Here is a 19,243-nt window from a genome sequence, read left to right as displayed (position 1 = left end):
GCAGCATGGAAGAGACAACAGGGGTCGCCTCAATCGACCCGGAGTTCAAGGAGCAGGCGCTCGAAGCGTTGAAAAACGTGAGCGACCCTGAGCTTGGCGTAAACATTGTTGATCTCGGTCTCATTTACGATCTTGCTTTTGATGAAGAGCACGACGCGCTGGTCATTTCGATGACACTCACCAGCGCTGGCTGCCCTCTCACCGACGTGATCGAGAATGACATCGCAGAATCACTCGATGGCTTGGTTCGCGCATTCCGTATCAACTGGGTATGGATGCCACCTTGGACGCCAGAACGAATCACCGATGATGGTCGCGACATGATGAGGGCATTGGGCTTCGCAATTTAGCCCCAGTGGGGCTAAATGCCCAATGCCCCGCGGGAGCGGTTGGGCTTCGCGATTTAGCCCCAGTGGGGCTAAATGCCCAATGCCCCGCGGGAGCGGTTGGGCTTTGCCTGATGCTTCAGCGATCAACCAAATAGCGGTTCTTTCACGCTAAAACCGGCAGCTTTCACCAAGGCTGCCGGTTTTAGCGTGATTAGCCGTGTTACGAAAGAACATTCAGATGATTACCGTCGAGAACCTAGCTATCGACGTTGGCGCGCGCCGCCTCATGAGCGAAGTGAGTTTCCGGGTCAACCCTGGCGACAAGATCGGACTCGTGGGCCGAAACGGTGCCGGAAAAACCACATTGACCCGCACGCTATCCGGTGAGCTGCAGCCCGCTGAAGGCAGCATCACTGTGAGCGGCGAACTCGGATTCTTGCCGCAGGATCCTCGTACTGGAGACCCCGAGCAGTTGGCCAGGCACCGCATTCTTGACGCGCGCGGTCTAGGCACCCTCACCCAGCAGTTGAAAAAGGCCTCTGAGGACATGGCGAGTGATGATCCAGCGATCGCCGAAAAAGCCATGAAGCGATTCGGCAACCTCACCGACCGTTTTCAGGCGCTCGGTGGTTATGCTGCCGAAGCTGAAGCCGCGTCGATTTCTAACAATCTTGGACTGCCTGATCGGGTGCTCGATCAGCCACTAGGCACGCTTTCTGGTGGTCAGCGTCGTCGTATTGAGCTCGCTCGAATTCTCTTCAGCGATGCCGACACCATGATCCTTGACGAGCCAACCAACCACCTCGACGCTGACAGTATTGTGTGGTTGCGCGACTTTCTTAAGAGCTACCGCGGCGGAGTGATCGTGATTAGCCACGATGTCGATCTCGTGGGTGAAACCGTGAACCGTGTGTTCTACCTTGACGCAAACCGTCAAGTTATCGACGTGTACAACATGGGTTGGAAGCTTTACCTGCGCCAGCGTGCTGCTGACGAGGAGCGCCGCCGCAAGGAACGTACAAACGTCGAGAAGAAGGCTTCTGCGCTGAAGGACCAGGCTGCGAAGTTTGGTGCGAAGGCGTCGAAGGCTGCCGCAGCTCATCAGATGGTTGCGCGCGCGGAGAAGATGCTTGCAAGCCTTGACGATGAGCGCCAGGTCGATCGGGTAGCGAAGCTGCGCTTCCCTGATCCATCGCCGTGTGGCAAGACCCCGTTGATGGCTTCTGGTCTTTCGAAGTCGTACGGTTCGCTTGAGATTTTCGCCGGTGTTGACCTCGCAATCGACCGCGGGTCAAAAGTTGTTGTGCTGGGCCTCAACGGTGCCGGTAAGACGACGCTGCTGCGTTTGCTGGCGGGTGTTGACGAGCCAGATGCCGGTCAACTTGAACCGGGTCACGGTCTCAAAGTTGGCTATTACGCGCAGGAGCATGAAACTCTTGATGTGAAGGCGAGCGTCCTGCAGAACATGGTTTCTGTGTCGCAACACCTCACCGAGACCGAAGCGCGCAAGGTGCTCGGCTCGTTCCTGTTCTCAGGTGACGACGTGCACAAGCCTGCCGGCGTGCTTTCAGGTGGCGAGAAAACCCGTCTGGCGCTTGCCATGCTTGTGGTATCGAGTGCGAATGTGCTCTTGCTCGACGAGCCAACGAACAACCTTGACCCTGCGAGCCGCGCGGAGATTCTTGATGCGCTCGCAAACTTCACCGGCGCTGTGGTGCTCGTCTCGCACGACCCAGGTGCAGTTGAAGCGCTCAATCCAGAGCGCGTTCTGATCATGCCAGAAGGCACTGAAGACCACTGGTCTAAGGAATACCTCGAGCTTATTGAGCTGGCGTAGACGGAGGAGTAGCTGTTTCGCCGGGGGTGCTGTCTGTGGCAGCATCACCCGGCGTAATTGCTTTCAGGGCCTTTGACATTGCGATCTGGGCGAGCACATAGTTCGAGCCGTCCTGCTGCATTCCATTCTTGAAATACGCAACGTGACCCTTCTCATCAAGTTCCATGTTGCTCTGGCAGATGAAATCTCCCTTTACGCAGAAGTCTTGAATTCGCTCCGCGTACGGCTCCAAGCTGCCAGTCGTGCGCGGCAAGATGCCGCCGAGCTTTTCATCAAAGCTGCCGACGTCGTATCGCTCTTCGCCGTTAAAACGAGGGTTGCCGTACAGCACGACAGCGAGGATTCTCTTTTGGGCCTCTTCGCTCAGCTCGCCAACGGTCGCGCCCACGAGCCTGGCATCGACGGGTGAGAGCGCGTCGCCAATGATCAGCGCGCCCTGGGAGTAACCGAGCAGCGCAAACTCTTGCTTCGGACACGCTTCTGCCTGCACGTTGAGCGTGTCAAGCAGCAGTCGGGTCGCGTACGTGCCGCCCTCATTCACATCCGTATCTGCCGGATAGTCAAGATCAAGCACGGTCACTTCAGTGGGCAGAGCTTTTTTCACCGCCCGGGCGACGGGGGAGAGAAGCTGCCCTTTATTCGGTTCGCCTGTTCCGCGCGCAGTCACCACGAGGTAGGGCGTGCAGTCCATTGCTTCGACGATCGGCTCGGGGTTCGTCTTAATGTCGTACTCATCTGCTGCGACGGGTGGAGCCGGCGCTTCGGTCACTGAGGTGAGCGAATCGATATTTTCTTCGGCATCAGGCACCTGTGAACACGCAGCAAGCGAAAGCAAAAGCGGAGCCGCGACTGTAGCAACACCGATTGGTGCCCAAAATCGACGCATGCGCCCTGCCCGAATACCCGTGTTCATTTGACTCATTTTAGTTGCCTGAGGCAAGAGCAAAGCGGATCCGCTAAAGCGTGGCGAGCGAACTTAGCTGCCCAGAAGCGCATCTTCCTCATCGGCGTCACTCGGACCACGCTTGCGTTTGCGTTCGGCACGGCGTTCGTCCTCACGGCGAACGGATTCGCCCTCAGCGTTAAACGACCGGAACTCCTGGCGGGCGCCGTAGGCGAGACCAATGGTCGCGATCAGAATAAAGACGTACCATTGCAGCGCATATGAAAGGTGTGGTCCCTCATCACGTTCTGGGCGAACCGCAAGCACACCGGTCTCTGCAGCTGGATGCTCTTCAATCAGCTGCCCGTAAGCGCCCGTGTAGACGTCTTCCTCTAGGCCAGCGACCTGAGCGAGTTCAGTACCATTAATGCTCGGCACGAAACGCCCAACCGAGGTGCGGCCAGGAATCTCCGGCTCGCTCGCTCGAAGCCGCGCGAGTACGGTGGTTTCACCCTCCGGTGCCGCAGGCAGACCCTCTGGCACGACGTCTGTGCCAGAAACCGGCACCCAGCCGCGGTCAATAAACACGACGGTACCGTTATCAAGTTCAAATGCTTGCAGAAGGTTCGAGCCCACACCGTTTACGCCGGGTCGGTTTCGGGCTAAGTATTCTTCGCCAACGTACTGCCCGCGCAATTCAACCGGCTGCCACTTGCGAGCATCTTCATCAAAATCAGTGAAACTCGGCACGGCGTCGCTCAGTGTCATTGGAGCAGCGTCGTAGTTGTTATCAATGCGTGCGATTTCAGCACGGGCCTCGGCGCGGCGCTCAAACTGCCAATTACCCAGCCAGACACAGGCGATGCTAAACACGATGAGCAGTGCAAAGTATCCGATCCAGCGCCTGGTTCGAAGAAAACTCCAACCGACCTGCGGTGCTGTCGTCATGCCTGCCTCTCATCGCTTGGCGTGTTCGTTGCGAGGCGATCCAACGAAATAACCTCAAGCGGAAACGAACGCGCCTCTAGGAAGTCTCTCAGATATTCGATGTGTTCTGCGCAAGCGAGCCAGGTCTTGCGACGATGCTCATCGTGAATCTTCGGGTTTCGCCAGCGGATCGCAGATACCGCATCGCGCTGACAGCCTGCGCGCGAGCACTCGCGTTCAGCGGGGTGCTCCCCGCCAAGCATGCCGATCACGGTTGTTGCCCCTCTCCGCGTGATCGGCGCTCCGCTGGTGCGTCGATCACGATAATCGTTTGGCTCGGTGGCGCCGAAGCGTCGCTTGGCTCTACGGGTTTTTCTGGGGCAGAGAGTTCGTGCGGGGTCGGCGCGTCGGGCGCGGTGCCGCCGACATGCGAGACGGCATTCGCAATTAGCACGGCAACGTAGGGCAGCACGATGGCGCCAATTGCTACCAGAATGATCCAGGGGCCGCGCACCCAGAAGAGTGAGATTACGCAGGCCATGCGCAGGGTCATCGTCAAAAAGTACATTCGCATTCGATACGCGCGATCGCGCGTTGGGTTAACCCCAACCGAAGTGAGTTTGTACTGCTTCGCCACGACGCTCAAGCCTACTCCGCTTCACTCCTACTAGGCTGGGCGTCATCGGATGAAAGGATCCATATGAGCACCGCCCGCACCGTTCTCGTCACCGGAGGCAACCGAGGTATCGGTTTTGCCATCGCACAGCGCATGATCGAGGAGGGCCACCGTGTGGCCGTCACCGCTCGATCGGGCGAAGGGCCAGAAGGGGCGTTGACCGTTCGGGCAGAGATGAATGATTCTGCGTCAATTGATGCTGCCTTCACCGAGGTTGAGGCAACGCTTGGTCCGGTGGAGGTTGTTGTAGCAAACGCCGGAATCACGCGCGACATGCTGCTCCTGCGCATGAGTGAAGAAGACTTCACCGAGGTCATCGATACGAACCTCACCGGTACCTTCCGGGTCGTCAAGCGCGCCGCAAAGGGACTGTTGAAGGGACGCTTCGGTCGTGTCATTCTGATTTCAAGTGTTGTTGGCCTGTACGGATCGCCAGGACAGATCAATTACTCGTCTTCGAAGGCTGCGCTCGTCGGTTTCGCTCGCTCGCTTACTCGTGAGCTTGGCAGCCGAGGTATCACCGCCAACGTTATTGCGCCGGGTTTCATTGAAACTGATATGACCGCAGAGCTCCCAGAGGCTCAGCAGAAGCAGTACCTCGATTCGATTCCTGCCGCACGTTTTGGTCAAGTTTCAGAGATTGCCGGCGTGGCTGCGTGGCTCGCGGGCGACGACGCCGCCTACATTTCGGGAGCTGTTATTCCAGTCGATGGTGGACTTGGCATGGGGCACTAGCGTGCCCTTTTACTGCCAAATATCCGAGACCTGTCGGTCTCGGCGCACGCGCCGCGCAACGCTTTGCGTTGCCTGTAGCGGCGGAGCGGGCATGGGGCACTAGCGTGCCCTTTCAAGAACCCTTTATCGGCTAATACAAAGCGCCGGCCTGTTCACTTGGTGTTGAACAGGCCGGCGCTTTGTTTGCGCGGAAGCTCATGCCCGCGCTCAATGCTTTCGGCTACCTAGCAAGAAGCGCCGGCCCGATGTTGCGAATCGCAACGGCCTGGCTCACCGCAAAAAGAGCTACGTCGATCGCAACGGCAACCACAATGAACATCACTAGAGTGCTGGCCGAAGTGAGTGAGGCGGCGACGATGAGCAGTGCCGCCACAATGTTTACGCCCATCACGAGCTGTAGCGCGAGGCGAATACGCATGCGTTGAACCATCCGCCAAACGAGCATCGCCCAAATCGCTACTAGCAAGCCGGTGCCCGCGATGAGTGGCATCGGCAGGGCGATGACGCGAGAGAGTTGAGGCGCTGTTATTGCCACGAATGCGCCGAGGATGAGGCAGTAGATGGCGTCAATTCGCAGACTCCAAATACCGAGCTTCCGTCCATTTATTCGAGTCATCTTGGCTCTCTTCCGCTCGTAGACTCAACCCTCGCGAGCATTGAGTCGTTAGTTCAGCGTATCTAGCAGGGGGATTACTTTGGCCAGATCGTCTTCAATTGAGACGTCTGCCTGTTCGCGCACGATCGGCTTCGCGTTGAAGGCCACCGAGATGGCGGCTACTTCCATCATCTTCAGGTCGTTTGCGCCATCGCCAATCGCGATTGTGGCAGAGAGGGGAATGCCGGTTTCTGCAGCCCATTCACGCAGCGCTACGGCTTTTGCTGCTGCGTCCACGATCGGCCCGAGAGTCTGCCCGGTAAGGGTGCCCGCTGAGACCTCGAGCCGGTTGGCGCGCCAGAAGTCAATACCGAGGTCTTCCGCCAGGGGATCAAGAACCTCGTGGAATCCGCCCGAGACAACTCCCACCTTGCCGCCACGCTCGTGCACCGCAGCAACAAGTTCGCGAATACCTGTCGAAAGGCGAACCTTCTCAACTGTTTCTGCAAACACAGTGTCGGGCGTACCAGCAAGGGTTTCGACACGTTCCTTCAGGCTCGCGGAGAAATCAAGACTGCCCTGCATCGCGCGCTCAGTGATCTCAGCGACAAGCTCGCGAGTGCCGGCGGCCTCGGCAATAAGTTCGATCACCTCGTCCTGAATTGTGGTGGAGTCGCAATCAAGCACGACAAGTGGGCGTGTGGCACCAGAAGAAGTCATACCGACAAGGATAGGGTTAGTTCTATGACGAATGTGTTGCGCTTCAGCGATGTCACCTACGTTCGAAACGGCCGACCCATTCTGGGCGGTATCAACTGGGAAGTAGACGAAACCCAGCGCTGGGTGATCCTCGGCCCAAATGGTGCCGGAAAAACCACCCTGCTTCGTATCGCCACGGCAAACGATTACCCGACGACGGGCACCGTTGATGTGCTTGGCGAACGCCTCGGAACTTTCGACATTTGGGAATTTCGCAACCGTCTTGGCTTCGCGTCGACTGCTACAGCGCGCAGGATCCCAGCAAACGAGACCGTTCGCGACCTGGTGCTGACTGCCGCCTATGGCGTAGAGGGCCGATGGAATGAGCACTATGACGAGATGGACACCCGTCAGGCAAACCGGATTCTTGCTGAGTGGCAGCTCACTGATTTGGCCGACGCGCCGTTCGGAACGCTGAGCGATGGCGAGCGCAAGCGCGCAATGATTGCCCGCGCAGTAATGACAGACCCTGAGATGCTGCTGCTCGACGAGCCGAGCGCAAGCCTTGATCTTGGTGCACGCGAGCGTCTGCTGCAGATGCTCTCTGGTTTTGCGCAGTCACCGAGTTCTCCGGCGATGATCATGGTCACGCACCACGTCGAGGAGATCCCGCCAGGGTTCACTCATGTGATGTTGATTCGCGACGGTATGGCGCAGGCTGCCGGCCCGATTGAGACCACACTTACCGAAGAAAACCTTGCGGCTACCTTCGGTATGCAGTTTGAACTCAGCAATGAGCGTGGTCGTTACGCCGCCACTGCCAGATTCTGAACGTTTTTCTGCTAAAGTAGAACCTTGGTGCACTGACCGCGTGTGTTTCGCACCGTAGTTTTTGAGTGTTTCAGCGCTCCTTCCACCCAAATACCATTTCAAAGGAACATCATGAAGACCGAGATCCACCCCGAATACAACGCCATCGTCTTCCGCGATCTGGCTTCGGGCGAGACCTTCCTCACTCGCAGCACCATGACTAGCGACAAGACCATCGAGCTCGACGGCGCTAGCTACCCAGTGATCGACGTTGAAATCTCGAGCGCTTCGCACCCGTTCTACACCGGCAAGCAGCGTATTCTCGACTCGGCTGGTCGTATCGACAAGTTCAACCAGCGCTTCAAGGGCTTCGGCGCGTAAGTTTTACGCACCAATGAAAAGCGGCGGGGGAGACCCCGCCGCTTTTTTTGTTGCCTGTTTGCTGAGACTCTGGGCTGCAGCGCAGCAGCCCTGCAAACGCGTCGTTGAGTGGACTTGGTGAACACCAAGCCCACAATCAACTAGCGAATTGGCCAGCCACCCTCGGCCGTGAAGTTTGGGTCACGTACACGGCGCATGTACTCCTGAAAGCTCGCCGCCTGATTCGCGGCCCAGGCAACCTGCGCCTCATGAAGCTGCATAACCTCTGCGGGCAGCACATGCGCATACCTCAGAGCGAGGCCCTGCAGCACTCTGCCCGCGGCGATTGCATCTTCGCCGGCGTCGTGGGCTGTGCCTAATTCGACGCCGTAGTGGGCGCTAACAACCTCAAGCGTGCGCTTGCCCTTCCGGTAACGATCTACCTGTTTGTCAATTACAAGTGGATCAATAACCGGCGCGATTTCCTTCGGCCAGGCAATGCCATTGCGTTCCGCTTCCGCCTTGAGCAGCGACAGGTCAAAAGGCGCGTTATAGGCAACCAGCGCAAACCCGCGGTCGATCATACTCAGCAGCTGAGCAACGAGCTGACTAATGCCCACCGAAGTTTCGACGCCGCTTGTGCGAGCTACCTCGGTCGTGATGCCGTGTACATTGGCTGCTGCCGCGGGAATCTCGATACCCGGATCAATTAGCCAGTCATAGCGTTCGAGCACCTCACCGTTTTTACCAAGTAATGCGATGGTGCTGCTCACGACGCGATCGTTTGCGGTGTCAATACCTGTGGTCTCGGTGTCGAAGACAGCGATGTTCTCGGCCCAGAGGGGAAGCGTGTTGGTCACAAGCGATCCTTTCGTTCGTGCTTAACCCTATCGAGAACCGGTCGGATCCCCGAGACGAATTCACCTCGCAGGTTTTCCAGCCGGAACGCAATAGACTTTTGGGGTGAGTGACGCAATCAACACCATTGAAGTGAGCACACTTGGCGTGCTCACTCGTGCATGGCAATACGGTTCGGCTGACGGTGAGCCGCTGGTTCTGGTGCACGGCTTCCGGGGCGATCACCACGGATTGCAGGGCCTCGCTATTGCAGCTGCAGAACTCGCACCAGAGTTGCGGATAATTGTGCCCGATCTGCCTGGCTTTGGTGAGACTCCAGCTATTCCAAATCGGGAACACTCGCTTGACCTTTTCGGCGAATGGCTGATTGAGTTCACTGCGCAAGTAGCCCCTCAACAATCAGGCTTTGCGATCCTCGGCCACTCCTTCGGATCACTTGTTGTCGCAAACGCGCTCTCACAGGGGCTTTCGCCGAGCCGAACCATGTTGATCAACCCCATCTCAGCACCAGCGCTGAAGGGCCCTCAGGCCCTTATGACGCAGTTCGCCATCGGATACTACCGCTGTGCCGACTTGCTGCCAGAAGCACCCTCGCGCGCTCTGCTTGGGAACCCGATCATTGTTCGGGTGATGAGCGAGGTTATGGCCAAGACGAGCGATGCCGAGTTGCGCTCTTGGATTCACAATCAACACCACCAATACTTCAGTGTTTTTGCCGACAGTCGTTCGCTGTTGCAAGCTTTTCGAGCCTCGGTGTCGCACACGGTCATGCAGTATGCCGATAGCTTTACGACACCAACACTTCTTATCGCGGGGGACCGCGATGACATCACTCCGTTGACGGCGCAACTTGAACTCAGCAGACGCCTTGCAGACGCGAGCTTGAAAATCATTCCTGGGGTGGGACATTTGGTGCACTACGAAGCTGTCGATTACGCGGCCGCTGAAATGGTGGCCTTTTTGCGACAAGAGACAGTGCCCAGTATGAGCGGACAGCACGCGTGAGAGTAGAACGAATCGACAGCCTCGACCAAGCAGGGCTTGAAGATTTCACGAGTCTCACAGACGTAGCACTGCGGCGAAAGCTTGAGCCCGAGGCAGGTCTCTATCTCGCCGAGTCGCCCAAAGTCATTGAGCGAGCCCTTGCAGCGGGGCATCAACCTCGCTCGGTACTTCTTCTTGAGCAGTGGTTGCCAAAGATTGAGCCCCTGCTTTCTGAGCACCCAGATGTGACGGTGTACGTAGGCGAGGCCGAACAGCTTGAAGCTCTTACGGGTTTTCATTTGCACCGTGGCGCACTCGCTTCGATGCATCGACCAGCAGCTCTGGATCCTGCTGAGCTGCTTGCCACGTCGAAACGCGTGGTCGTGCTTGAAGATCTCGCCGACCACACGAACGTTGGCGCGATTTTCCGTTCTGTCGCGGCGCTCGGCGCCGACGGCGTGTTGCTCTCGCCTGCATGCGCAGATCCGCTCTATCGTCGGGCCGTCAGAGTGAGCATGGGGGCGGTGTTGCAGGTGCCTTGGGCGCGTCTTCCGCACTGGCGAGAGGCCGGTCCGCTTATCCGCGAGGCCGGTTACGAACTTGCTGCCTTCGCGCTTCGCGATGATGCCGAAGACCTGGCTGAATTTGTGCAGGCTGTGCCCGAAAAGTTGGCCCTGATGTTTGGTTCTGAGGGTGATGGCTTGAGTAAACGCGCACTTGCCTCGTCAACGCGATGCGTCACTATTCCAATGGAACACGACGTTGACTCGTTGAATGTAGCTACTGCTGCGGCACTCGCATTGTGGGCTGTTCGAACTGCCGACGCGCCCGCGCAGCACAGCTGACTGATAGTTTCGGTCGCTAGGCTCAAACATTATGAAAACGAGACTGCGTGCGCTGATCTATGCCCTGCTTGCGCTTCTCGTCGGAGGTCTCGCCTACCTATTGGGTGTCGGGAGCTTTCTCGGTCAGCGTGCCGAGGAGAAGGTGCTTGACGCTTCAGCATTCAACGCAAACCCTGCTGGGCCACTACAGCTGGTTTCGCCACTCACGGTGCTTATTGCTCTCGCCGTAATCTCGTTGATCGCTCTCTGGGTGCATGGCATTGCGCGCGCCGTCACTGTGGCAGTGTTTAGCGCGTTGGCGATCCTCGCCTCGCAAATTTTGAAAGATGCCTGGCTTGGTCGGCCAGAGCTTATTGATTTCGATGTCGCCAACACCTTTCCGAGCGGACATATGACGGTGTATGCCGTCGTTGTCGGCGCGCTGCTCTGGGCGTTGCCCAGCCAGGCGCGGGGTGTGGTGATGATCGGCGGATCGGTCCTGCTCGGCGTGGTTTCGTGGCAGCTGCTCGAATATGGCTGGCATAGGCCGAGCGATTTGATCGGCGCGCAAGCTCTCGCTGTGTTCGCTTTTGCCATCGCGACTCTTGTGAGCCCGCTGCGCACCCGAGCGGTGCAGTCAAAGCGTGGACTCAGCGGCTATTCAAGGGTGGTATCGATAGTGCTCACGATCGCGGGCATTGCTGTGCTCGTTGGATCGCTCGGACTTTTGGCTTACGCGGCTTCGTCGCGCAGCGACGCACTGATGCTCGCAAGCGGTGAAATCGCTATGGTCGGTGTTGGTTTGCTTTCGGTTCGCACTATGGCGAACCTTTGCCCCTAGCGGCGAACCTTTGCGCGAAGGCGATCCCTCGTCACAAACAATGCGCCAGCCGCGAGCAGCGCAGCTGCCCCGATCGCGATTGCAGGAAGGCTCTGCGGATCGCCGCCGGTTCTTGCGAGGCCGTTGTGAGTGCCCTGGGCGCCGTTCGCATCACTTCCGTTTGCCGGTGTCGCTACGCTCTTCCAACCGGCGTGCAGGGTGAGATCTGCTGTGACTGGCTGCGCTGGATCAAACTTTGCCGTGAGTTGTGCGTCGCTGAACCAGCCAGTAAACACCGCACCGTGTTTTTTGGGCGACTTCGGCAGGCCTATCAGTCGGCCGTACTCAACGTCTTCGCCCGGAATCGCGGCACTGCCGTGGGTGTCATAGTTCACCCGAAGCACACTCGGTGAGGCAGCATATGCCTGCCAATGGTTTGAGCTGCGATCATCTGCAAGATACAGCTCTGTGAACTCACGCGGGAAGAGCACCACCAGGCCGTCAGCGGTGCCGAGTGATGCGCCTTCACTGTCTGCAGGATCGATGAAAGCTGGGGGAGCGCCCTGAAAGATCACGCGGTTCAGGCCCGGGTTGTCGCCGAAGGTCCAGGGCCCGATGGACTCAATTCTGGTGCCGAAAGTCACTCGATTGAGTTTGTTTCCGAGGAATGCCGAGTCTTCTATCGTGGTGAGGCTATCGCTGAAGGCGAGTTCTCTGAGTTCGTTGAGCGCGAAGGCGCCCGGGCCGATACTGGTGACCGATTCTGGCAGTGTCAGTTCAAGGAGAGCATTGCCAATAAACGCGTTCGAAGGGATCGTGGTGATCCCTTCTGGCAGCTTGAGGCTGTGCAGATTATTGAAACCAAACACCATTTTGCCGAGTGAGGTAGCGGGGTTTGTGAGAGTCAGCGTTGAGATCGAGTTGTTCACAAAGGCCTGATCGCCAATCTGCAACACATTCTCACCAATCACCATCGACGAGATGAAGTTGTTTGCAAAGCTGCCAGAGCCGATTTCGCTAATTGAATCCGGCAACGCGATAGAGGTGACTTGATTGCTCTCAAACATGCGTTCACCAATATGTGTGAGGCCGTCTGAGAGAACTAGCGTATGGAGTTGGTTACGGGCGAATGCCGAGCCGCCGATAGCGGAGAGTGAAGCCGGAACCGCGAGCTCGGTGAGCTCGTTGTCCGCGAATGCCTCCTCGCCAAGGGTGGTGATGGTGCTTGGAAGACTGAGTTTTTGTAGGCCTACCTCGCGAAAGGCGCGCGCGTCCACGCTGGTGATTCCTTCGCTCAACACGAGTTCATGAACGGTCGCTCGGCGAAAGAGTCGGTAGTCGAAGCTTTCGACGCTCCCGGGCACCACTACCCGGGAGAATGTGTCTTCGTAGCCGTGTGATTCACTACCGAGTCGAGTGATTTGAAGTTCGAGTGGAATGGCCAGGTTTGTGTCGATGACCCGTTCAGGGATGACGAGATGGCCATCGGAGACCCCGGTGGTTTTAACGTAGCTTGCCCCGGCAGCGAGATTGTTCTTATCGTATTGAAATTCCACCCGCTGGACTGCATCGTAGCCGGTAACTGTTTCGGGAATGGCGACGGCCGCGCTGCCGAAGAGCGGGGTGAGCATTGCTGCGGTGATGGTGCCGATCAATAGCGATCGCAGAAGATGGCGGGGCGCGCGGCTATTTGAACTGCGTACCATTGCTAACTCCCCAGGATGCGATGCGGAAAAACTCCCGATGAGCCGCGATGCTCGCACTTCTAAATAATAAAACTCACATGACTTAAATAGCAATGATCGTTACTGCAAAGTAACTGAAAAATCTTGCGAAACAAGGTTTCGCGCGGTGAAGCAGTGTCAAAGCGTTTCACCAAAGTGCAACGCTCATTGGCAGCCGCGCCAGTGTGCCCGCAGCAAAAGCAGCTAAGCTCTTGAGAAGGGAAGTGCGGCACGTTGAAGCCGGGGGAACACTTCACCAAATTTGGCTTGGACCACACATGGGGGATGTGCAGGCACAGGTCAACTGTGCCGCTTCGGGTGCACAATGCAATCAACTGCTTTTGTGCCCGTACGCAGGGGTATGACTGAACACGTATATGAACACGGGGCCTGGATCGCGCCTCGCGTCTCGGCGAACGCATTTGCGCGCCCTCGGCTTTTCGCTCGACTCGACGGCTGGCCAGACATCACGCTGGTGACTGGTCCCATTGGTTCAGGCAAAACCACTTTGCTAGCCGCCTGGATGCACTTGCAGAAGAAACCAGGCTTTTGGGCCAGGCCCAACTATCGAGGCGACTTGCCTCTCAGCGAGATAGCGAACTTTGCTGCACATGGTTCCGGAGTCCTTGTCATCGACAACGCAGAACAGATTGCAACCCGGCAATTTGCTGAGCTAGGCGCAATCATTGATCAGCATTCAGCGCTGCAAATTGCCCTCGCAAGCCGTACCGCGCAGACCGCAGTTGAGATTGCCTCGCGCTGTGAGGCCGGTATCAAGCTGATCACCGGATCAGACCTGCAGTTCACTGTTGAAGAGCTCTCAGACGCAGAACCCCATCTGAGCGAAGAAGCGCGGCACGAATTGATTCGGAGCACCGGTGGGCTCGCTGTAGCCGTAAGCGCTGGCCTTGAAGATCTGCACTCTGACACCTCTATCGCAAAAGAGCGGCTGCGCAACAAGCTCAGGTCCGAACTCATTACGCGGCTGCTTGACTATCAGGCTGCCGTAAAAATCTCGGTCGTGCCGAAGGTCGACCGGGCGGTATTGCGTTCCTGGGGAATTCGCGAAAACCTTCTCGATCATCTGCATACGATCGGAATGGGGAGCTGGGAACGCGACTGGTTCGTAATGCAGCCGTTCATTCGCGGAGTCATCCACGAAGATGCCGAATTGCAACTAGCAGATTCCGAGCGCAGTGAGCTGGTGGCCCTAGCGATCCGTTCTTCCTATCTTGAACGGGATGAGCAGCTGGCCCTGCAAGTGGCGATTCAGGGAGCAGACTACGAGCTTGCCAATGAGATTGTGCTCTTTCGAATGGTCGAGTTTCTCGAGCATCGGGAAGATACCCTTCGCATCGTTAGTGCAGTGCCCGCCTCAAAGCTCCGGGGGCAATCCGCGCTCACGATACTGCTGATCCTCCTAAACAACTCGCACCCAGATACTCGGCCGCGTGCTCTGCAACTTATGGCACGCGAGTCCCTAATGCAGCGTGTGCAGCCAGGGAGAGGATCGCACTGTGAGCGTGTTGTCTACCGGGCGTTTGAAGCTGCTGCGATGAGACTTGCACCGTTCAAAGTTGACGCCCTCAACTCAGTTCGGCGGGCCTACAGCGACTTCTCTTCGCTCAGCGAAAGCGACTTTGAAGCGTTAGGGCGACTTGGCCCAATGATTTACGTGCACCTCGGTATCAGCGCGTTTTATCTTCGCGATGTCAAGCTCGCGCGTAGTTGTTTCGAGCTTGCCGATGCCGAGCACATGAGTGCCGGCCGCAAAGACCGTGTTGACCCGCTCTCAATGAGAGCGGGGCTCGCCGCGCTCAACGGTGAGGTGCCTCTGGCGAGACGTCTGCTCGATGCTGCGAGCACTGCAGAGTGGCCAGAAGGCTGGCTAGACACGAACGCGGCAGACTTCTATTACCTTGCTCAAGCGATTCTTGCGATTGAAGATGGTGATCATGAGGCCGCAAGCAGGTGGTTGCTGGCGCGTCCGCATTTCCTTGAAACCACCGAGCACTGGCGACTCTACGCACTTGTTGCCTCCAGACGAGACAATCTCGCCGACGATGCTGACCTCGGTCTTGTTCGGCTGCGCCAATTGAGAGAACAGCGTGGTACGGAGGCTGGTACGCCACTCGACCGAAGTTTTCTCGACGCCGCTGAAGCCGAGTTGCTGCTCGCTCAGGGTAAGTTCGATCAGGCTCGAAAGATTGCCGCGCGGTCTGCCAAAAACGGTTCCATCGCTCGCAGCGTGCTTGCCCGAATTGAGCTTGCGCTCGATCGTCCGGCCGCAGCGGCGATTCAGGCTCAGCGCGTAGTTGAGGCGTCATCGGCACCGCGCCACATTGTCGAAGCTGAACTTGTGCTCATTGGGGCAGCTTTGCGATCGGGCGAGCGAGTCGAGGCACTCGCTAGTGCGCAGCGGGTGGTCGAGCTGCTGCGAATTTCGACGCTGCAAGCACCACTGCGTACTGTGCCACCGCAAGATCGCGCCACGATGGTTGCTCTGCTTCGCGAAGCGGGCTTGAGTGATTCAGCGCTTTCGCTTGTGGCCATAAGCGCGGCGCATCGGACTGGCGCAGAAATGCCACCACCAAAACTCACTCCGCGCGAGTCGACGGTCCTGCAGCTTCTCGAGTCCACTGGATCGACCGACGAAATAGCGGCGACTCTCTTCATTTCTAGAAACACTGTGAAGACTCAATTGCGCAGCGTCTATCGCAAACTTGACGTCTCATCTCGAGAGGCAGCGCTGACAAAAGCGGCTTTGCACGGGCTTTTCGTTACGCATAACCACGAGGCGGATTAGACACACATTTCTGCGCGATTATGGCGGAGTGTGAATCTTGGTATCTAATGAGTGGCCGAAAATTGCACGCAGGGTGAACTCCAGGGTGATTTTGTGTCAAGGTGGACTCGCTCTCTCCCGCTGCACCGATTGACTGGTGTGTCACGACCCCCGTGCGAAAGAACGATCTTTCATTACGGGGGTCTTTTTCTGTGTCTGGGCGTCGTCTTACGCACTCACACAAAATCTGGATTTTGAAGGGGAGAGCTAAATACAGATGAGGGAAAAAGAACCGATAGCTGCGGGCAACATTGTGCGCCGCGCCATTGCGATGGTCAGTATGGCCGCCTTGAGTCTCGGCCTGGTCAGCGTCACGAGCGCCACCGCACACGCTGATAAACCACCCGTAGCGATTGACGTGCTGCACAAGGGGCAGGTCATCTCAAACGACGCCGTCGTTCCAGAAGGCGATGAAATCCAGCTGCGCGTACAGTATGACGCGGCGCAGCCAATCGGCGGAACGCAGATCAACATTGAATTGCCGCCCGAGATCACCGTGAAGGGTGACCTCCCGGGCAACGAAGCCATCGACACCATCACCGGCAACGGTGACGGCACTGTGACCGTGACCTTCAAAGACCCAATTCCAAACGGAATTGCAGAGGGCGCATTTGTTATCAACCTCAGCACTGAGTCTGTGCGAGCAGACACCGAAGCACCGATCAGTTGGACAATTGGCGACGATAAGGGCGGCGTCAATCTCGTGGTCGAGCATGAGGTTCCACCGGTGACAGAGATTACCGATGGCTACAGCAAGAGTGTCACCCCGAACAATCTCGACGGGTTTGTAAGCATTGACGATGCGCCCAGCTACGCGTTCCTTGGGCTCAAGCCAAGCATTACCGACGAAGTGCTCACCTACACACTCGTTATGGACTCAGCCGATGCACGTAACAACTACGAGATCGCTGACGAGCTTGGGGCCGGCCTGACATACCAGCGGGGATCGTTTGTTGCGACACTCAACACAGCTGATGGTGAAGAGAACGTGAGCTTCGTTCCTACTCTTAGCGGTCAAGGATTCTCAGGAGTCGTGAGCGTTCCCGCTCAGTCGCGTCTCACCATCACCTACCAGGTCATGGTGACCGATATGAGGGCCCTCGAAGCAGAACTGAAAGACCGCTACGAAGCCCGCAACGATGTTCCCGGCGACTACCTCATCAACCTGCAGAACAAAGTAATGTTCGGAGGCACCGAAGAACGCACTGCTGACGTCCGTCTGCGCGGAAACATTCCAGGGGTTGGCATCGGTGAAAACTTTGCGAAGTCTGGCAATTGGAACACCATCGACGCACTGACCGACGAGCAGGGAACGCTGCTTCCGGCTGCCGAAATGAAGTACCACCTGCACGCAGACCTCACCGTCTGGGACAAACGAAACCAGAACTTCACGCTCAAGCGCAATGTAGTAATCAGCGACACGCTCATTGACCAGGCTTCCTGGTCGACCGGTTCAGACTTCATCTCGGTCACCGGTGATGGCCCGATTCAGAAGCTCAGTGAGGCGAAAAACTTCTCCGGTGACGCTCTCGAATTTGCTGCCAAAGAGTACGTCGGACACTACGCAATTGTGGGCCAGACCCTGCTCGTGAACGTGGGGCAGGACAACACCACCAACATCGACATTGAGGTGCGTGCCGCGCTCAACACCGTCACAGGGTTGACCGCAGCGCCGAGCAAGACCGTGCTCGGCGGTTTCCAATACTCATGGAATAACCGCGCCGGCTTCACCTACGAAGACGGGTACACCGCCGAACGCGACCACAATGCCACCGTGGTGGTGCTGCCAGAAGACTACGAAGCAGGCGTAAACGACTCGGCAGCGTTCAACAAGACCACCAACAGCGACGCTGTCAGGGTGAGCCCGGGGGAACGCGCACAGGTGCCATACCGCTTCACGATTGACACCGCCAAGCCTCAAATTGATCCGCTGAAAAGCAAGATCGTAGACGAGGTCGATACGACTGTCTTCGACATCGAAGATCTCAACGCGCTCCCCGTGAGCGGACTCTACGGAAAAACCCCACTCAGTCAGGAACACTTCGCTCTGAGCCTGAACAAAGCGGGTCACCTGGTCATTGAATTGAGTGACGCAGGTAAGGCCGTTGTTTCTGGCGAGAAAACCGGAAAGCAGTGGATCGTCGATCTCGTGCTGACTACGGTTCCATTCGACAAAACGAATAAGGAAACGTTCGAAATCTACAACCGAGCTTCGCTGCTCGGCGAGAAGACCGACTGGGACTACTGGAGCGATCAGAAGTCTGAGGCAACCTCATTCGGCGACGAAGCAGAGCTTCGCAAGCGTATTTACGACCCAGAAACCGGGAGCTGGGTTTCGAACCTGAACGCACTCATTGAGGGCGGCGAGTTCGTAGCGCCACGATTTGTTTACTCGATTGAATTGATCCCGCGCGGCAACTACGGTTCGCAGTTTGCGGTTGAGGTCTACCCACGCCAAGACGTACTGCCTGCGAGTGTCGACTTCCTCGGTTTTGTTGATGTCGACGCCAACGGTGCCCCACTTGATGGGGAATCGACAGCTAGCGAGATTGAACTCAACGGCAATCTCATCGCGAGCTATGAATCTGGCGCCGTCACCGTCAAGCAGAAGCCTGGTACGAGCCTTGACCCGAAGCAGGGACGCATCGTCGCCTACTTCGCGGTCTCGGGCAATGACACCAGTCAGAGCATTGTGAACACGATAGCGGGCTCTTCTGCGACGATTCACCCGGTTGGCGATCCGAGTATCAGCATTGTGAAGTGGAATGACGAGGGTAAGACCCCCGAGTTTGATGCGGCTGGCGCACTGCTGAATGCTGACTTCGATGGTGACTTCAACGAAGCTCCAGGAAAGCAGCTCGCTGCTGGCGCGAAACAGCAGATCAACTTCACGATCTCAAACGACGGACGCGAGGCTCTCAAGCAGCTGCAGGTGAGTGATGCACTCATCTCGGGTAAGGGAACGATCAGCGACCTGGTCTGCGAGTTCCCCGATGGTTCCACCGGCACCGAATGGGCTGGCGAATTTGAGGTTGGCACACAGTTTGACTGTGTTGCTACGATGCCTGCGCTTCAAGCCGGTCAGCATCACGCAGACCGCGCAACTGTGACCGCAGTCGGAGTGCACTCGGGCAAGAACGTCGAAGACGCAGATGATTGGCACGCATCTGTGTCCCCAGCTGCGGCAGGCGGCAACGGCCTCGTGAACACCGGTGGCAGCTCACTGCTCTGGCTCGGCGGCATCGCGCTGCTGATGCTGGCAGCAGGTGGCACCCTCGTGTTGCGAAAGCGCCGCGCATAAGCAGAACGCTGAGATGAGCGCTCTGAGAGGCGCCGT

General features: G+C 57.5%; 18 protein-coding genes. 10 read left to right on the top strand and 8 right to left on the bottom strand.

Going from position 1 to position 19,243, the window contains the following annotated elements:
- Positions 1-5: 5 nt before the first annotated feature.
- Together QBL02_RS12640 and QBL02_RS12635 are read left to right on the top strand one after the other, a co-directional pair.
- Positions 6-350, top strand: coding sequence for a metal-sulfur cluster assembly factor (locus QBL02_RS12640; protein ID WP_282726785.1), 345 nt, complete (start codon positions 6-8; stop codon positions 348-350).
- 217 nt (positions 351-567) lie between these two features.
- Positions 568-2,166, top strand: a complete 1,599-nt coding sequence (locus QBL02_RS12635; protein ID WP_282726784.1) for an ABC-F family ATP-binding cassette domain-containing protein — start codon at positions 568-570, stop codon at positions 2,164-2,166.
- On the opposite strand, the gene QBL02_RS12630 is transcribed toward QBL02_RS12635, so the two are convergent.
- From QBL02_RS12630 to QBL02_RS12615, 4 genes are all read right to left on the bottom strand, one after another.
- On the bottom strand, positions 2,150-3,079 hold the full coding sequence (locus tag QBL02_RS12630; protein WP_282726783.1) for a cutinase family protein: 930 nt from the start codon (positions 3,077-3,079) through the stop codon (positions 2,150-2,152). The two genes, QBL02_RS12635 and QBL02_RS12630, sit on opposite strands and share 17 nt — an antisense overlap.
- Before the next feature lie 63 nt (positions 3,080-3,142).
- Positions 3,143-3,997, bottom strand: coding sequence for an SURF1 family protein (locus QBL02_RS12625; protein ID WP_282726782.1), 855 nt, complete (start codon positions 3,995-3,997; stop codon positions 3,143-3,145).
- Positions 3,994-4,239 (bottom strand): hypothetical protein, encoded by a 246-nt coding sequence (locus QBL02_RS12620; protein WP_282726937.1) that lies wholly within the window; start codon positions 4,237-4,239, stop codon positions 3,994-3,996. Before QBL02_RS12620 ends, QBL02_RS12625 begins: the two co-directional genes overlap by 4 nt.
- A gap of 5 nt (positions 4,240-4,244) precedes the next feature.
- Positions 4,245-4,613, bottom strand: a complete 369-nt coding sequence (locus tag QBL02_RS12615; protein ID WP_282726781.1) for a DUF3099 domain-containing protein — start codon at positions 4,611-4,613, stop codon at positions 4,245-4,247.
- Positions 4,614-4,676: 63 nt separating this feature from the next.
- Here QBL02_RS12615 and fabG point away from each other — a divergent pair, with 63 nt between their 5' ends.
- Positions 4,677-5,387, top strand: coding sequence for a 3-oxoacyl-ACP reductase FabG (gene fabG, locus QBL02_RS12610; RefSeq protein WP_282726780.1), 711 nt, complete (start codon positions 4,677-4,679; stop codon positions 5,385-5,387).
- Between the two features lie 220 nt (positions 5,388-5,607).
- On the opposite strand, the gene QBL02_RS12605 is transcribed toward fabG, so the two are convergent.
- Together QBL02_RS12605 and serB are read right to left on the bottom strand one after the other, a co-directional pair.
- A complete protein-coding gene (locus QBL02_RS12605; RefSeq protein WP_282726779.1) occupies positions 5,608-6,003 on the bottom strand; it encodes a hypothetical protein in 396 nt (131 codons plus the stop codon).
- A gap of 48 nt (positions 6,004-6,051) precedes the next feature.
- On the bottom strand, positions 6,052-6,702 hold the full coding sequence (gene serB / locus QBL02_RS12600) for a phosphoserine phosphatase SerB (protein ID WP_282726778.1): 651 nt from the start codon (positions 6,700-6,702) through the stop codon (positions 6,052-6,054).
- A 24-nt stretch (positions 6,703-6,726) separates the two neighbouring features.
- Here serB and QBL02_RS12595 point away from each other — a divergent pair, with 24 nt between their 5' ends.
- Both QBL02_RS12595 and QBL02_RS12590 read left to right on the top strand, forming a co-directional pair.
- Positions 6,727-7,512 (top strand): ABC transporter ATP-binding protein, encoded by a 786-nt coding sequence (locus QBL02_RS12595; RefSeq protein WP_282726777.1) that lies wholly within the window; start codon positions 6,727-6,729, stop codon positions 7,510-7,512.
- A gap of 111 nt (positions 7,513-7,623) precedes the next feature.
- Entirely contained in the window at positions 7,624-7,872 is a 249-nt protein-coding gene (locus QBL02_RS12590) for a type B 50S ribosomal protein L31 (RefSeq protein ID WP_282726776.1), read from the top strand.
- A 140-nt stretch (positions 7,873-8,012) separates the two neighbouring features.
- Here the strand turns inward: QBL02_RS12590 and QBL02_RS12585 are convergent, their stop codons facing one another.
- Entirely contained in the window at positions 8,013-8,711 is a 699-nt protein-coding gene (locus tag QBL02_RS12585; RefSeq protein ID WP_282726775.1) for an exonuclease domain-containing protein, read from the bottom strand.
- 103 nt (positions 8,712-8,814) lie between these two features.
- Between QBL02_RS12585 and QBL02_RS12580 the strand changes: the two genes are divergently transcribed.
- From QBL02_RS12580 to QBL02_RS12570, 3 genes are read left to right on the top strand one after another with little or no spacing between them, the layout of a single operon-like run.
- Entirely contained in the window at positions 8,815-9,714 is a 900-nt protein-coding gene (locus QBL02_RS12580; protein ID WP_282726774.1) for an alpha/beta hydrolase, read from the top strand.
- Positions 9,711-10,538: an RNA methyltransferase gene (locus tag QBL02_RS12575; protein ID WP_282726773.1), complete on the top strand. Its 828-nt coding sequence runs from the start codon at positions 9,711-9,713 to the stop codon at positions 10,536-10,538. The genes QBL02_RS12580 and QBL02_RS12575 overlap by 4 nt, the downstream gene beginning before the upstream one ends.
- 31 nt (positions 10,539-10,569) lie before the next feature.
- Positions 10,570-11,358 carry a phosphoesterase gene (locus QBL02_RS12570; protein WP_282726772.1) on the top strand — a complete coding sequence of 263 codons (789 nt, stop codon included), beginning with the start codon at positions 10,570-10,572 and terminating at the stop codon, positions 11,356-11,358.
- Here QBL02_RS12570 and QBL02_RS12565 read toward each other — a convergent pair.
- Entirely contained in the window at positions 11,355-13,043 is a 1,689-nt protein-coding gene (locus QBL02_RS12565; protein ID WP_282726771.1) for a leucine-rich repeat protein, read from the bottom strand. The genes QBL02_RS12570 and QBL02_RS12565 overlap by 4 nt on opposite strands.
- 379 nt (positions 13,044-13,422) lie before the next feature.
- On the opposite strand from QBL02_RS12565, the gene QBL02_RS12560 reads away from it, so the two are divergent.
- Positions 13,423-15,867: a LuxR C-terminal-related transcriptional regulator gene (locus tag QBL02_RS12560; protein WP_282726770.1), complete on the top strand. Its 2,445-nt coding sequence runs from the start codon at positions 13,423-13,425 to the stop codon at positions 15,865-15,867.
- 256 nt (positions 15,868-16,123) lie between these two features.
- A complete protein-coding gene (locus QBL02_RS12555) occupies positions 16,124-19,207 on the top strand; it encodes a hypothetical protein (RefSeq protein ID WP_282726769.1) in 3,084 nt (1,027 codons plus the stop codon).
- The last annotated feature ends 36 nt before the right edge of the window (positions 19,208-19,243 follow it).

This window comes from Leucobacter sp. UT-8R-CII-1-4 (assembly GCF_030010235.1).
Taxonomy (GTDB): Bacteria; Actinomycetota; Actinomycetes; order Actinomycetales; family Microbacteriaceae; genus Leucobacter.
Note: the sequence above shows the minus strand (reverse complement) of the source record. Positions and strands in the feature narration are given on the sequence as shown.

What these genes read in the sequence shown, in the direction of transcription:
- QBL02_RS12640 (WP_282726785.1), top strand. Translation starts at nt 6, where the DNA reads ATGGAAGAGACAACAGGGGTCGCCTCAATCGACCCGGAGTTCAAGGAG.
- QBL02_RS12635 (WP_282726784.1), top strand. Translation starts at nt 568, where the DNA reads ATGATTACCGTCGAGAACCTAGCTATCGACGTTGGCGCGCGCCGCCTC.
- QBL02_RS12630 (WP_282726783.1), bottom strand. Translation starts at nt 3,079, where the DNA reads ATGAACACGGGTATTCGGGCAGGGCGCATGCGTCGATTTTGGGCACCA.
- QBL02_RS12625 (WP_282726782.1), bottom strand. Translation starts at nt 3,997, where the DNA reads ATGACGACAGCACCGCAGGTCGGTTGGAGTTTTCTTCGAACCAGGCGC.
- QBL02_RS12620 (WP_282726937.1), bottom strand. Translation starts at nt 4,239, where the DNA reads ATGCTTGGCGGGGAGCACCCCGCTGAACGCGAGTGCTCGCGCGCAGGC.
- fabG (WP_282726780.1), top strand. Translation starts at nt 4,677, where the DNA reads ATGAGCACCGCCCGCACCGTTCTCGTCACCGGAGGCAACCGAGGTATC.
- QBL02_RS12605 (WP_282726779.1), bottom strand. Translation starts at nt 6,003, where the DNA reads ATGACTCGAATAAATGGACGGAAGCTCGGTATTTGGAGTCTGCGAATT.
- serB (WP_282726778.1), bottom strand. Translation starts at nt 6,702, where the DNA reads ATGACTTCTTCTGGTGCCACACGCCCACTTGTCGTGCTTGATTGCGAC.
- QBL02_RS12595 (WP_282726777.1), top strand. Translation starts at nt 6,727, where the DNA reads ATGACGAATGTGTTGCGCTTCAGCGATGTCACCTACGTTCGAAACGGC.
- QBL02_RS12590 (WP_282726776.1), top strand. Translation starts at nt 7,624, where the DNA reads ATGAAGACCGAGATCCACCCCGAATACAACGCCATCGTCTTCCGCGAT.
- QBL02_RS12570 (WP_282726772.1), top strand. Translation starts at nt 10,570, where the DNA reads ATGAAAACGAGACTGCGTGCGCTGATCTATGCCCTGCTTGCGCTTCTC.
- QBL02_RS12565 (WP_282726771.1), bottom strand. Translation starts at nt 13,043, where the DNA reads ATGGTACGCAGTTCAAATAGCCGCGCGCCCCGCCATCTTCTGCGATCG.
- QBL02_RS12560 (WP_282726770.1), top strand. Translation starts at nt 13,423, where the DNA reads ATGACTGAACACGTATATGAACACGGGGCCTGGATCGCGCCTCGCGTC.
- QBL02_RS12555 (WP_282726769.1), top strand. Translation starts at nt 16,124, where the DNA reads ATGAGGGAAAAAGAACCGATAGCTGCGGGCAACATTGTGCGCCGCGCC.